The organism is Embleya hyalina (assembly GCF_003967355.1).
Lineage (GTDB): Bacteria > Actinomycetota > Actinomycetes > Streptomycetales > Streptomycetaceae > Embleya > Embleya hyalina.
Genome location: NZ_BIFH01000043.1, coordinates 23,965 through 37,468 on the forward strand (window position 1 = coordinate 23,965; position 13,504 = coordinate 37,468).

The 13,504-nt window shown below is 73.8% G+C and carries 11 protein-coding genes; 8 read left to right on the plus strand and 3 right to left on the minus strand.

Translation table 11 applies throughout. The features are described from left to right. Positions 1-62 precede the first annotated feature (62 nt). From EMA17_RS42320 to ppgK, 3 genes are all read left to right on the plus strand, one after another. Positions 63-1,343: an LCP family protein gene (locus tag EMA17_RS42320; RefSeq protein WP_246127250.1), complete on the plus strand. Its 1,281-nt coding sequence runs from the start codon at positions 63-65 to the stop codon at positions 1,341-1,343. Positions 1,344-1,513: 170 nt separating this feature from the next. Continuing rightward, positions 1,514-4,162, plus strand: coding sequence for a right-handed parallel beta-helix repeat-containing protein (locus EMA17_RS42325; protein WP_160161763.1), 2,649 nt, complete (start codon positions 1,514-1,516; stop codon positions 4,160-4,162). A gap of 121 nt (positions 4,163-4,283) precedes the next feature. Beyond that, on the plus strand, positions 4,284-5,012 hold the full coding sequence (gene ppgK, locus EMA17_RS42330) for a polyphosphate--glucose phosphotransferase (RefSeq protein ID WP_218043244.1): 729 nt from the start codon (positions 4,284-4,286) through the stop codon (positions 5,010-5,012). A 64-nt stretch (positions 5,013-5,076) separates the two neighbouring features. Here ppgK and EMA17_RS42335 read toward each other — a convergent pair whose 3' ends face one another. After that, on the minus strand, positions 5,077-5,652 hold the full coding sequence (locus EMA17_RS42335; RefSeq protein WP_126642576.1) for a 3'-5' exonuclease: 576 nt from the start codon (positions 5,650-5,652) through the stop codon (positions 5,077-5,079). A gap of 96 nt (positions 5,653-5,748) precedes the next feature. On the opposite strand from EMA17_RS42335, the gene EMA17_RS42340 reads away from it, so the two are divergent. Together EMA17_RS42340 and EMA17_RS42345 are read left to right on the plus strand one after the other, a co-directional pair. After that, complete coding sequence (locus tag EMA17_RS42340; protein WP_126642577.1) at positions 5,749-6,516, plus strand: SDR family NAD(P)-dependent oxidoreductase; 768 nt, start codon at positions 5,749-5,751, stop codon at positions 6,514-6,516. 131 nt (positions 6,517-6,647) lie between these two features. Then, on the plus strand, positions 6,648-7,220 hold the full coding sequence (locus EMA17_RS42345) for a Uma2 family endonuclease (RefSeq protein ID WP_126642578.1): 573 nt from the start codon (positions 6,648-6,650) through the stop codon (positions 7,218-7,220). A 12-nt stretch (positions 7,221-7,232) separates the two neighbouring features. On the opposite strand, the gene EMA17_RS42350 is transcribed toward EMA17_RS42345, so the two are convergent. Further along, positions 7,233-8,492 (minus strand): metallophosphoesterase, encoded by a 1,260-nt coding sequence (locus tag EMA17_RS42350; protein WP_126642579.1) that lies wholly within the window; start codon positions 8,490-8,492, stop codon positions 7,233-7,235. A 233-nt stretch (positions 8,493-8,725) separates the two neighbouring features. On the opposite strand from EMA17_RS42350, the gene EMA17_RS42355 reads away from it, so the two are divergent. From EMA17_RS42355 to EMA17_RS42365, 3 genes are all read left to right on the plus strand, one after another. Then, complete coding sequence (locus tag EMA17_RS42355; protein ID WP_160161764.1) at positions 8,726-10,189, plus strand: carboxylesterase/lipase family protein; 1,464 nt, start codon at positions 8,726-8,728, stop codon at positions 10,187-10,189. Beyond that, the gene (locus tag EMA17_RS42360; protein ID WP_246127251.1) at positions 10,171-11,343 is read left to right on the plus strand and encodes a type ISP restriction/modification enzyme; all 1,173 of its coding nucleotides are present in this window, start codon (positions 10,171-10,173) and stop codon (positions 11,341-11,343) included. Before EMA17_RS42355 ends, EMA17_RS42360 begins: the two co-directional genes overlap by 19 nt. A 120-nt stretch (positions 11,344-11,463) precedes the next feature. Then, a complete protein-coding gene (locus EMA17_RS42365) occupies positions 11,464-12,294 on the plus strand; it encodes a hypothetical protein (RefSeq protein WP_126642581.1) in 831 nt (276 codons plus the stop codon). Between the two features lie 4 nt (positions 12,295-12,298). On the opposite strand, the gene EMA17_RS42370 is transcribed toward EMA17_RS42365, so the two are convergent. Next, positions 12,299-13,435 (minus strand): serine hydrolase domain-containing protein, encoded by a 1,137-nt coding sequence (locus EMA17_RS42370; RefSeq protein ID WP_126642582.1) that lies wholly within the window; start codon positions 13,433-13,435, stop codon positions 12,299-12,301. Between the last annotated feature and the right edge of the window lie 69 nt (positions 13,436-13,504).

A 13,504-nucleotide genomic window follows, 5' to 3' on the forward strand; every position in this document is an offset into this window, starting at 1 on the left:
GCACTTCGGGCCATGAGCCGAGCGCACATCGAGCGCGGGGGCCCGACGAAGGCGACGACGACGTGCAGGACAGGGATGAGACGTCCCCGGGGGCTGCGGCCGTTCCGGGGGCGTCGGCCGAGGAGCCGGGGCCGGAGAGCCCCAGCCGCATAGAACGGCGCGCCCACGACCGCCGGCGCCGCCGACGGCGCGTCCTCACGTGGATCGGCGGCGGTCTCGTCGCCGTCCTGATCGCCGCGGGCGGCTTCGGCTGGTGGCTGTACGAGCGCCTGAACGGCAACATCCGCACCCAGGACTTCGCCGACCAGTTGACCGATCGCCCGCCGCCCACGGGCGCGCTGAACGTGCTGTTGGTGGGGTCCGACTCGCGGGCCGGCGACAACTCCGAGTACGGCCGCGACGACGGCGGCAGTCAGCGCTCGGACACCACGATCCTGCTGCACGTGCCGCAGGGCCGAAAGAGCGCGACCGCGGTCAGCTTCCCGCGCGATCTGATGGTCGACGTGCCGTCGTGTCGGACCACCTCCGGCGGCACCCAGCGCGCCTACTTCGGCCAGTTCAACAGCGCGATGGAGGTCGGCGGCGTGCCGTGTGTGGCGGCCACCGTGGAGCGGCTGACCGGTGCCCGGATCGACCACCAGATCACCATCGACTTCATCGGCTTCAAGAAGGTCGTGGACGCGCTCGGCGGCGTGCCGATGCACATCGCCCGGCCGATCGACGACAAGGCCGCGCACCTGCAACTGCCCGCCGGCGACGTCACGCTGGACGGCGAGCAGGCGCTCGGCTTCGTCCGGGTGCGCAAGAGCCTGGGCGACGGCAGCGACATCCAACGGATCGAACGGCAGCAGGAATTCCTCAAGGCGCTGATCAAGAAGGTGCAGGGGGAGAACCTGCTGACCAACCCGGCGAAGGCGTACAACGTGATGGACGCCGCGACCAAGGCGATCACCACCGACTCCGGGATCAACACCCTGGTCAGCCTGTACGACTTCGCGAACGGCCTGCGCGGGATCCCGCTGGAGAAGATCGACTTCGTCACCACGCCGCTGACCGACTACGCCCCCGACCCGAACCGGGTGGCGCTCAAACAGCCCGACGCGGCGCACCTGTTCACCGCGCTGCGCGACGGGGCGCAGGCGCCCACGCCGACCGGGACGGCGCGTCCGACCGACGGCACGGGGGGTGCCGACGCCTTCGGCGGCAACGGCACGGGATCCGGGACGAGCGGCACGGGGTCGACCGGAACCGCTCGCCCCGGTGCGGGTTCGACCGGATCCGGCCGAAGCGGATCGTCCGGCGGTGCGGGCGCGGGAACGAATCAGGGCACTGCGGGACGTTAACCGTCGTCGGTCCGTGCCCCCTGGTCGTTGAACTGTACGGTGCAGGGGTTCGCCGACGCCGCCGCCGATCGGCCCCCGGGGCAGACCCGGTCATGGGGCCGCCCGCGACGCTTTACGGTGGACTCGCGAGGGTGCTGGGTGCGGACCGAGGGGCTGGTGGCAGGGGCGCCATGACGGGTCGGGTTCTTCAGGTGGTGCAGGGCACTCGTTGGCGACGCCGCGCGGGCGAATACTCCTCGATCGGGGCCGCGGTGGGCGCGGCGGCGGCGGGCGACTCGATCCTGGTCGCGGCGGGGACGTACCGCGAGGACGTGGCGATCTCCGTGCCGGTGACGGTGGTCGGTGCGGACGGGCCGGGGACGGTGACCCTGAGCGCGGCCGACGGGGTCGCGCTCACCATCACCGCCGACGCGGCGATACACGGCCTGGTCGTCGACGGCGGCGCGGGCGTGTTGTCGCCGGCCATCGTGATCGAGGGCTGCGCACCGATACTGGAGGAGTGTGTGGTCCGGGCCGCCTCGGTGGTCGCGGTCGAACTGCGCGCGGGCGCCGACCCGATGGTGCGCCGCTGCCGGGTGGGCAACCCGAAGGGCGTGGGCATCGGGGTGACCGGACGCTCGCGCGGCACGTTCGAGGACTGCGAGATCGGCGACACCGGGCGCGAGGGCTTCGACGTGCGCGAGGGCAGCGCGCCGATCCTGCGCCGGGGCCGGGTGCGGGACGCCTCCGGGCACGGACTGCGCTTCACCGGGCCCGGCACCACCGGCAGTGTCCAGGAGTGCGAGATCCAGGACGGCTCGGACGCGGAACCCGCGGTGTTCGTCGGCGACCAGGCCTCGCCGCACCTGACCGGCCTGCACATCCACGACGTGGGCGGCGGCGGGATCTGTGTCGCCGGCGGCGCCGCGCCGGTCATCGCCGACTCGCGGATCGAGCGGGTCGGCTGGGCGGGCATCTCGGTCGGCGGTCAGGGCAGCGCCGGGTCGTTGTCGCGGACCGAGATCACCGCGGTCAAGGGCACCGGCGTCCAGGCCGACGACCTGGCCACGTTCTCGCTCGACGACTGCACGATCCGCGACGCCGAGGGCAACGGCGTCTCGGTCGACCGGGGCGCCAACCTGACCCTGGTCGGCTGCCGACTGCGCGACATGGGCCGCAACGGCGTCGACGTGCACGGTCACTCCGAGGTCACCCTCAGCGGGTGCACGATCCGCAGCTTCGGCCGCAACGGGCTCGCGCTGGCCGACCACGGGGCCAGGGCGTCCGCGATCGACTGCGAGTTCCACGACTCCACCGGCGGCAAGCCGGCCGTGTGGGTGGCCGACGGCGCGGACGCCGCGCTCGGCGAGTGCCGCATCCACGACGTGCTCGACGGGGTCAAGGTGGCCGGCTCCGGCACCGGCCTGTCGATGCACGACTGCGAGATCCACGACGTGGACGAGACCGGCATCGGCGTCGGCGCGGGCGCCGTGGTCTCGGTCAAGTCCTGCAAGGTGCGCAAGGCCACCACCGGCGTGTGGTTCATGGAGTCGGACTGCGGCGGCATCATCGCCGACTGCACGATCGAGGACACCACCGACGGCGTCTCGGTCACCGGCGCGGCCGGGCCCACGGTGCGCCGGGTCCGGGTGGACCGGGCCACCGGCGAGGGCATCCGGATCGCCGGGGGCGGGCGCGGCGACTTCGAGGACTGCGAGGTGCTCGGCGGGCGCGGTTACGGGGTGCACGTGCGCGAGGGCTGCCATCCGGTGTTCACCCGCTGCACCACGCGCGACAACGCCAAGGGCGGCTTCGAGTTCGCCGGTCCGGGGCCGGTGGCGGTCGAGTGCACCTCGCAGGGCGACGGGACGAGCGGTACGGAGCCCACGGTGGGCGGGATCCTGGGTACGCCCAGTCCGGTCGCGGCGGCCGGCGCACAGCCACAGGGGGTGGCCCGGCTGACCGCCACGCTGCCCATCCCCGGCGCGCGCGACGGCGCGGCCGTCGACGAGGCGGTGGCCGGCTCGGGGCGCGGAGTGGACGAACTGCTGGCCGAGTTGGACGGTCTGGTCGGCCTCGCCGGGGTCAAGGCCGAGGTGCGCAACCTGATCGACCTGATCTCGGTGGGCCGACGGCGCGAGGAGGCCGGGCTCAAGGCGCCCACGCTGCGCCGACACCTGGTCTTCACCGGCTCCCCGGGCACCGGCAAGACCACCGTGGCCCGGCTGTACGGGGAGATCGCCCAGGCGCTCGGCGTGTTGCGGATGGGGCACCTGGTGGAGGTCTCCCGGGTCGACCTGGTCGGCGAGCACATCGGCTCCACCGCGCCGCGCACCAAGGAGGTCTTCGACCGGGCCCGCGGCGGCGTGTTGTTCATCGACGAGGCGTACAGCCTGGCCCCGCCGGACCCCTCGCGCGACTTCGGCCGCGAGGCGATCGACACGCTGGTGAAGATGATGGAGGACCACCGCGACGACGTGGTGGTGATCGTGGCCGGCTACACCGACGAGATGGAGCGGTTCCTCGGCGCGAACCCCGGCTTCGGGTCCCGGTTCTCCCGCACCATCACCTTCCAGGACTACTCGGCCGACGACCTGGTCGAGATCACCCTCATGCAGGTGCGCGAACACGAGTACGTGCTCACCGACGAGGCGTGCGAGGCGCTGCTCGGCTACTTCCGCCGACTGCCGCGCGGTGCCGCGTTCGGCAACGCGCGCGAGGCGCGGCGCACCTTCGAGGCGATGATCGAGCGGCACGCGACCCGGTTGGCCCAACTGCCGGGGGCGGGCATGGAGGAGTTGCGGACGCTGCATCCGGAGGATCTGCCCGACCTGCGGTGAATCGGTCCGCGCCGGCGGGGTAACGGCCGGGGGACGCGGGCCGCTCGCCGGGTGCCGGCCGGGTGGCGCGCCGGTGGGTTCGAGGGCGAATTCGAGGGCTAAGGAGCCGCACGTGCCGGTCATGGGCATCGACATCGGCGGGACCGGGATCAAGGGCGCGCCGGTGGACACCGACGCCGGGCGGCTGACCCGGGAGCGGGTCCGACTGCTCACTCCCGAACCGTCCGAACCGCAGGCGGTGATCGGCGTGGTCCGCGACGTGCTCGCGGAGTTCGCGGACACCGAGGGGCCGGTGGGGATCACCTTCCCCGGCGTGGTCCGCGACGGCATCGTGCGCACCGCCGCGAACGTGGACAAGTCGTGGATCGACCTGGACGCCGACGCGCTGTTCTCCGCGACGCTCGGCCGGCCGGTCACGATGGTCAACGACGCGGACGCGGCGGGCGTGGCCGAGATGCGCTTCGGCGCGGGCGCCGGGCAGCGCGGCACGGTGCTGATGTTGACCTTCGGTACGGGCATCGGCAGCGCGCTGTTCGTGGACGGCCGGCTGGTGCCGAACACCGAGCTGGGCCACCTGGAGCTGGACGGGCACGAGGCCGAGCGGCGGGCCTCGGCGGTGGCGCGCGAGACGCACGATCTGTCCTGGGAGAAGTGGGCCGCGCGGGTGCAGGACTACCTGCGGTACGTGGAGATGTTGTTCTCGCCGTCGCTGATCGTCATCGGGGGCGGGATCAGCAAGAAGCCGGAGAAGTTCCTGCCGTTCATCAAGATCCGGGCCGATCTGGTGCCGGCGAAGCTGCACAACGACGCGGGGATCGTGGGCGCGGCGATGCTGGTGACGGGCGACTGAGGGGTCCGCGGCGCTCGGGCGCTCGGCGCGCTCGGGCGGGTGGGGCGTCGGCGGCGCGCGGGGGCTACGGCCGGCTCGGGCCGTTTCGACGCGACGCGCGCAGGACGCCGCCGAGGAGGGCGGCGATGTTCCACGCGTCGTCGACGCCCCGGTGGTGGGTGCCGTCGAGGGGGAGGCCGGCGTGGGTCAGGGCGCCGGCCATGCCGAGTTCGCGGTCCAGGCCGCGCGCGAGCGAGTACAGCGTCTTGGCGTTGAGGTGGCGGGTGCCGAACGGGTAGGGCACACCCTCGGCCGCGCACTGCCGCTCGAACGCCTGCCGGTCGTATTCGCCCCAGCTCGCCCACACCCGCTGGTGCGCCCCGAACTCGGTGCGCAGCAGCGCGCAGGCGTCGGCGAAGGTGTGGCCGGTGTCGACGTCGGCCTGGGTGAGGGTGGTCAGTTCGGTACAGAACGCGCTCACCGTGGAGTGGGTGGGGCGGACCAGGAGGCCGTGTCGGTCGATCCGCTCGCCGGTGGCGACGTCGAGCGTGGCGATGCCGATCTCGATGATCTCCGAGCGTTGGCCGTCGGGGATCGGACCGTTCCAACAGGTGGCCTCGACGTCGATGACCAGGAGCAGGTCCAGGAGCCGTTTCGCCATGCTGGTGAGTAGACCACCGCGGCCGGCGTGCTACCACTGGTTTTGTTCTGACGGTACGTCAGATGTTTGGCCCACCCGTCCACGGAGGAGTACGAAATGGGTACGCACAAGACATCACCCGGCACCGGCGTCGTGATCACCGGCGGCGCCTCCGGGATCGGTCGGGCCACCGCGCGGGCGCTGGCCGCGACGGGTCGGCCGGTCGCGCTGTGGGACATCGCGGCGGGCCCGGTGGAGGAGGCGGCGAAGGAGATCGCGGCCGAGCACGGGGTGCCGGCGCTCGGGCTGGCCCTGGACGTGACCGACACCGGGGCCTATCCGGACACGATCCACGCCTCGATCGAGGCGCTGGGCACGATCGGCGGCTTCGTGCACGCGGCGGGCGTGGTCGACTCGACCCCGATCACCGAGGTCACGGCGGAGAACTGGGACCGGGTCCTGGACGTCAATCTGCGCTCGTTCGCGCTCCTGGTCCAGGCACTGACCCCGCAGCTGCGCGAACACGCCGGCTCCGCCATCGTGGGCATCGCCTCGCTCAACGCGATCGTCGGCAACGCGCTCAACCCGTCCTACTGCGCGTCGAAGTCGGGCATGCTCGGCCTGAACCGCTCGATCGCCGCCAAGCTCGCCGAACACGGCATCCGCAGCAACGTGGTCTGCCCCGGCTACATCGAAACCCCGATGCTGGCCGCCTCCTTCGCCCGCCCGGGCACCCGGGAGCGCATGGAGAACAGCTCCCCGCTGCGCCGATTGGGCCGCCCGGAGGAAATCGCCGGAGCGGTCCGCTTCCTCCTCAGTGACGACGCCTCCTTCGTCACGGGCACACACTTGATGGTGGACGGCGGCATGACGGAGACGGTCTGATCCACCCCGAGCGGTTGCGGCCCGGCCCGACTCGGAGCCGGCCCGCAACCGCACAACGCCTGCGGTGACGCCCGCAGTGCCGGCACAATCACGGCAAGTCCGGACGTGGTCGACATCCTTGGAGCACCCGCATGCAGGCCGGCTTCGATCGCGAATGGACCGCCGGCGATGTGTTCGCCGCCCAGGAGACCTCGCTGTTCAGCGTCGAACTCCTGGACGGCATCCCGCTGATGTCACCGCTGCCGACTTTGCGCCACCAACACGTGTCCGGCGTGTTGGCCGACATCCTGCGCCGGGCGGTGGACGACTCCGGCGTCGGCGCCATGACGTTCAAGAGCGTGAACGTGCGTCGTGGACACCGGGACGTCCTGCGCCCGGACGTCGCGGTGGTCACCTGGACGGCGGCGATCAGCGCACTGGAATCGGACGCCGTTGCCTTCGCCCCCGAAGATGTGCTCCTGGCTGCGGAGATCCTGTCACCCGGCCACGAGGGCGCCGACCGTATCGACAAACCCGCCCGCTACGCCGAGTGGAAGATCGCGTCCTACTGGATCGTCGACCCGAAGACCCTCACCATCGAGACCTACACCCTCGACGGCGACGCGTATGTGGCCTCCGGGTCCGCCGCGCCGGGTGCCGTCGCCACGTTGCCCGCGTTGACTCCGATCACCCTCGAGCCCGGTGCGCTACTGCGGATGCGGTGACGGGGTGAGGCGTTACTTCGGGTGCAGTTCGACGACAGTCACCTCCGGGGGTGCGCCTACTCGGACCGGTGGGCCCCAGAAGCCGGCGCCTCTGGTGACGTAGAGCATGGTGTCGTCGACCCGGTGGAGGCCGGCCACCGCCGGCTGGTCGAGTTTGACCAGGAGTTGGACCGGGAACATCTGGCCGCCGTGGGTGTGGCCGGAGAGTTGTACGTCCACGTCGTAGCGGGAGGCGTCCTTCACCTGGACCGGTTGGTGGGCCAGGAGGACGACCGGGCGGGACGGGTCGCGGTCGCCCAGGGTCTTGGCGAAGTCGGGGCCGTCGTGGTGGGACTTGCCGGTGACGTCGTTGACGCCGGCCAGGTCGAACGCGGCGCCGCCCCGGGTGATTTCGAGACGGTCGTTGGCCAGGGTGCGGACGCCGAGCTCGGCCAACTCGGCGATCCAGTCGGTCGCGCCGGACATGTAGTCGTGGTTGCCGGTGACGAAGAACGCGCCGTGGCGGGCGGACAACCGGCGCAACGGGGCCGCGTCGCCGCCGAGTTGGGCCGCCGTGCCGTCGGCGAGGTCGCCGACGATGGCGACCAGGTCCGGGTTGGTGCGATTGATCGTCTCCACGACCCGCGTGGTGTGCGCGTGGCCGAGCAGCGGGCCGAGGTGGATGTCGCCCACCACCGCGATCCGAAAGCCCGCCAGGCGCGGGTCGAGCCGGGCCACCGGTATCCGCACCCGCACCGTGCGCGGCGCGCCCAGGGCCTGGGTCATCCCGTAGCCGACGGTGCCCAGCGAGGTGCCGGCCGCGAGGAGTGCGACCGAGCGGGTCAGCACGAGCCGTCGATCCGGGCCGAGCGGCGTACCGGCGGAGCCGGCCGCCGGCTCCGGATCGGGCTCCGTCGCCTCGGCTGCCCCCACGGGCACCGGCACCGGCGCGACCGCCCGCGACACCTCGCCCCCGCGCCGGCGCAGCGCCCGCAACGCGAACAGGCGCGGCAGCTCCAACAGCCCGAGCGCGAGCACCACATACAGCAGCAGGGCCATCCACACGAAGCCCGGCCACGCGATCCACTCCGTGCCGCGCGGGCCGAACACCTTCGGCAGCACCAGCGCGCCCACCATCGACACCCCGAGCGCGACCACCACCCCCGCGCCGACCCGCCGCACCACCCCCGGCCGCGTGGTGTCGCGCACCAGCCGCCGCCACACGTAAAGATGCACGCCGACCAGCAGCGCGAGCACGGCGACGGCCGCGACGATCACCAGGACAACGGTCAAGGCGGGGCTCCCGGACGGAGGAATGTTTCACGGGAAGCGTGTCACGCCCGCCTCGACCCCGGCATCCGGCTCGCGGAGTATCCGAGCCTGCTCCCGGGGGCGATACCGGCCGCCCCTCCGCGTATCCCCCGGCAGTACCCACCGCGACGACGCCGCTGCCGGGCCCTGTGCGCCACCTCCCACCGGGACGATGCGCCGACCGGGCCGCCGGCCGGCCCCATATGCTCGATGCCATGGTGCGTGTACGGACGTCGCTGGGTGAGCTGATCGGCGCGGAGTCGGACGGGGTGCGGGTCTTCCGAGGCGTACCCTTCGCCGCGCCCCCGGTGGGCCCCGCGCGGTTTCGCCCGGCCCGCCCCGCGCCCGCCTGGCACGGAGCGCGCGACGCCCGCGAGTTCGCCCGGGCCGCGCCGCAGCCGATCGGGCAGTACGGCGCCGCTCCGGTGGAGATCGACGAGGACTGCCTGTACCTGAACGTCTTCGCCCCCGCCGAGCCCGGCCCGCACCCGGTGCTGGTCTGGGTGCACGGCGGCGGTTACACGAGCGGGGCGTCGTTCGAGGCGGTCTACGACGGCTCCGCGTTGGCCCGGCACGGCGTGGTCGTGGTCACCGTCGCCTACCGGCTCGGCGTCCTCGGGCTGCTGCACCTGCGGCACCTGCTCGGCGACTCCTACGCCGACTCCTCGGCCAACTCCCTCCTGGACGTGGTGCGGGCGCTGCGCTGGGTGCGCGAGCACATCGCCGCGTTCGACGGCGACCCGGGCCGGGTCACCCTCGGCGGGGTCTCGGCGGGCGGCAAGGTCACCGCGAACCTGCTCGCGCTGCCCGCCGCCCGCAGTCTGTTCCACCGCGCGATCGTGCAGAGCGGCGGGGCGCAGACCGTCCGCACCGTGCCCGAGGCCGAGGAGGCGACCGGCCACGTGCTGGCCGCGCTCGGTCTGGGACCGGACCGGGCCGCGGAACTGGCCGACGTGCCGGTGTCCGACCTGCTCGCCGCCCAGGCCGAGGCGATCGGGCGCGGTACCGCGAGGTTCGTGTTCCGGCCGGTGGTCGATCCCGACGGGCCGCTGCCGGCGGTGCCGCTGCACACGATTCGGGGCGACGTACCGCTCCTGCTCGGGTCGAATCAGGACGAGGAGGAGATGTTCGTCGTGACCGAGCGGTCGGGCGGGCACGAACCCGGGCCCGCCGACCTGGCCAACCTGCGCCGCCCGGACCGACTGGCCGAGCTGGTGCGCGGATACGCGGAGCTGTACCCCGAACTGAACGGACGCTCGCGGCGGATCCGACTGCTCACCGCCGAGTCGTACGGGATACCGACGGTGCGGCTGGCCGAGGCGCAGCACGCGGCCGGCGGGCAGGCGTACATGTACCGCTTCCGCTGGGCGCCCAAGGCGCATCCGCAGCGCCTGGGTTCGCCGCACGCGATCGACATCCCGTTCGTGTTCGGCACCCTGGACACCCCGCTCGGCCGCTGGCTGACCGGTGGCGTGCCGGCCGAGGCGCGGGCGTTGTCCGGCCGGATCCGGCAGGCGTGGGCGGCGTTCGTCGCGGGCGGGCCGCCGGTCGCCGACGGGCTGCCCGACTGGCCCCTGTACGACCCGACCGAGCGGCGCACGATGCTGCTCGACGTGCCGGCGACGGTGGTCGGCGACCCGGACCGGGAGGAGCGCCGGGTGTGGGACCACGCGATGTGAGCCGGGGCGGGCCGGTCGCGCTGGCCGACCTGATGCCGTGGGGCACGGCCGGGATCGCCACCGGGCGCAGTTGGGTGTACGCACCCGAGCGGGAGACGCTGCGTCGGCGCTGGGCCCGGCTGGCCGCGGCGGAGGATCGCGACACCCTGCTGCGGCCCACCCGTTCCCGGACGGCGATGTCGTTTCCCGCGCCGCTGCCCGGATGTGACGCCCCGTCCGGTCCGCTGGCGCGGGAGGTGGGGCCGACGCCCCGGCTGGTGCGGATCGCACGGCACCCGTTCGATCGGCAGTGGTTGGTCGCGGACCACCGGGTGCTGGACGCCGCCCGGCCCGAGTTGTGGCGGGTGCGCGGGGATCGGCAGGTATACCTGTCGATCCGTCGGGCGGGGGATCCCTGGCCGCTGTTGTGCAGCGCGCTGGTCCCGGACGGGACGCACCACGGTGGGCGCGGCGGGCGGGTCGCGCCGCTGTACCGGGATCCGGCGGGCCTGGAGCCGAACCTGGCGCCCGGCCTGGTCGACCTGCTCGCGGACCGGCTCGGCGTCCCGGTCGACGCGGAGGACCTGTTCGCCTGGATCGTCGCGGTGACGGTGGACCCGGAACGGGTGCCGCTCACCGCCGACCCGGACGTCTGGGCGACGGGCGTCGACCTCGGCCGCCGACTGGTCGGGCTGCACACGTTCGGCGCGCGGTTCGGCCGTCCCGGCGACGGCAAGCCCCGACTGCCGGGCGGACGCCGTCCGTTCGTCCGCGAGCCGGTGCCGGCGCGGCCGGCGGGCGCGCACCACGACGACGAGTCCCGATCGCTCCTGCTCGGTTCCGGCCGGATCGGCCCGGTGGCGCGCGAGGCGTGGGAGTCGGGCGTCCTCGAACCGTGGATCGCGGCCCGCACCGAACCCCCCGGCGAGGGCCTGGACGGTATCCGCGAACGCACCTGGTCCACCGACCTGACCAGCGAACTGATCGACCTGCTCCATGTCCTGGGCCTGCTCGCCGATCTGGCCCGACCCCGCGCCGAGCTGCACGCGCGCACCGCCGAGGCCCCCGCGCTCGACCCGACGCCGGTCCTGCCCCCGCCCCCGTCCAGCCGCCGCCCGCCGACGGTTCTCGACATCACCGAGGAGGGCCCGGGCGGCCAGGCCGTCCTGCTCTGAGCGGACCGGGAGGAGGGAGCCCGATCGCGGCGGATCGGTCCGACGGTGATGTGGGGCCGAACGAGCGAATGGTATGCGCGGTGGCGTCGGAGTAACCGCTCGGTGACTTAGCGTGGTCTGGTGCACGGAGGCGGAAACGGTCGGGTGAGGCGGGCGGCGGTCGTCGTCGGTGCGCTCGTGCTTGCCTCGGTCGCTGTTCCGGTCGTCGCCGCGACGCCGCAGGTCGGGCCGGGATCCGGGCCCGCCGGCGCTTCGGCCGGGGCCGTACACCTGCCGCTCGCCGCCGTGCGCCACCCGCTTCCGCCGCTGCCGAGCCCGCCCGGCGCCCCGCGCCCCGGCGTGCGCCCCCCGGACGCCGGGGCGCCCGCCGTGGATCCGTGTCCGGACCGGACGCGGCGAGCGGTCGGCGCCACGGATCCGCCGCGGGACGCCGCGGCCTGCTGCCGGGACCGCCTCCGGGCCCGTCCGCCCGGCGTCGACCCGGCCCGCTTCGACTGCCGGGGGCTCCTCGGTCCGGGACGGCGGTCCGAGCCCGCCCCCGGCGCGCGCACCGGATCGGCCGCGGCCACGTCGGCCCCCGCCCCGGTTTCGGCGGGACCCGAGGCCGACCCGATCGGCGGCCTCCCGCCCGGGCGCCCGGCGTCGCGTCGGGGCGCCGCGCCGCAGGTCGCGCCCCCGCGTCGGGCCAAGCCCCCGGGCGCGCGGGACGGCGACGACAAGGATCGCGGCGACGCCGCCAAGCGGGCCGTGCACGACGGCCCGGCCGTGCTGGCCCGCCGGGCCATCACCGACCAGATGGCGGGCACCGGATCCGGGGCGGTGCTCCCGCTGGGCCTGGCCGCCGGCGCACTGCTCCTGGTCGGTGGCGGTCTGGTCGCCGGCGCCCGCCGCCGAGGCAAGCGCCCGCCCCCTCCGCCCCGCCCGACCGGGGCCCGCCGCCCCACCGGCTGACGCCCTACCGCCCCAGGCACTCCCGGACCGCCTCGATCAGGCCGACGGCCCGGACGTCCGTGTTCAGTGGGGACTGGCCGTTCGTGACATAGGCGAAGGCGAGGCCCGTGGCCGGGTCGGCGAAGGCCAGGGGGCCGCCGCTGCCCGGGTGGCCGAAGGCGGCGGGGTCGGGGGAGACCGCGAAGAACGTGGTCTCCGGCTTCATGAAGCCGAGGCTGAACGCGGTGTGGTCGCCGAGGATGCGATCCGGTCCCGCGACCACCGTCGAGGTCACGTCGGCGACCGTTTCGGCGGAGAGCAGACGTACCCCGTCGAGCGTGCCGCCCGCGCCGAGCATCGCGTACACCCGGGCCAGCGCACGGGCGTTGGTGACGCCCAGACCCGAGGGCACCTCCCAGGTGAGCACGCTCGGGTCGTGATCCGCGCCGGGCGCGGCCAGTTCGGGCAGCGCCAGCATCGTCCGGCCCAACTCGGAGCCGAGGTCGAGCAGGGCGGGATCGCTCGGGGCGATCGTGGTCAGATGCGCGAGCCGGGGCAACTCCGCGGCGGGCAGCCCGATATGCGCGTCCAGGTCCAGCGGTCCGGCCACCTCCTCGGCCAGGAACACGCCGACCGTGCGCCCGTCCACCCGCCGGATCAGCTCGCTCGCGTAGAAGCCCCAGGTCACCGCGTGGTAGCCGTGCGCCGTACCCGGCTCCCAGACGGGGCGCTGTGCGGCCAGCGCGTCGGCCAGCGCGTCGGGCATGGCCACCTGGTCGAGCGTGATCGGCTCGTCGAGGAAGGGCAACCCGGCCTGATGGGAGAGCAGTTGGGCCACCGTCACGGTCTGCTTGCCGGCCGCCGCGAACTCGGGCCAGTAGCGACACACCGGCAGCGCGGGGTCGAGCCGGCCCCGGTCGATCAGGATCGCCAGACAGGTCGCGACCAGGCCCTTGGTGACCGACCAGACCACCTGGACGGTGTCGTGCTCCCAGCTTCGGCCCGAGATCGGTTCGGCCAGTCCGCCCCACAGGTCCACCACGGGCGCGCCGCGCAGTCGTACCGCGAGTGCCGCGCCGACCTCGCCGTGAATCGCGAAGTTCTCCTCGAACGCGGCCTGTACGGGCGCGAATCCGGGCGCGATGAAACCGTCGACGTGCATGGTGTGGTCCTTTCGCGAACGCTCGGGACACCTCACCGGCGCCGGCGCGGTCGGTGACCGGGACGCTTC

What these genes read in the sequence shown, in the direction of transcription:
- EMA17_RS42325 (WP_160161763.1), top strand. Translation starts at nt 1,514, where the DNA reads ATGACGGGTCGGGTTCTTCAGGTGGTGCAGGGCACTCGTTGGCGACGC.
- ppgK (WP_218043244.1), top strand. Translation starts at nt 4,284, where the DNA reads ATGGGCATCGACATCGGCGGGACCGGGATCAAGGGCGCGCCGGTGGAC.
- EMA17_RS42335 (WP_126642576.1), bottom strand. Translation starts at nt 5,652, where the DNA reads ATGGCGAAACGGCTCCTGGACCTGCTCCTGGTCATCGACGTCGAGGCC.
- EMA17_RS42340 (WP_126642577.1), top strand. Translation starts at nt 5,749, where the DNA reads ATGGGTACGCACAAGACATCACCCGGCACCGGCGTCGTGATCACCGGC.
- EMA17_RS42345 (WP_126642578.1), top strand. Translation starts at nt 6,648, where the DNA reads ATGCAGGCCGGCTTCGATCGCGAATGGACCGCCGGCGATGTGTTCGCC.
- EMA17_RS42355 (WP_160161764.1), top strand. Translation starts at nt 8,726, where the DNA reads ATGGTGCGTGTACGGACGTCGCTGGGTGAGCTGATCGGCGCGGAGTCG.
- EMA17_RS42370 (WP_126642582.1), bottom strand. Translation starts at nt 13,435, where the DNA reads ATGCACGTCGACGGTTTCATCGCGCCCGGATTCGCGCCCGTACAGGCC.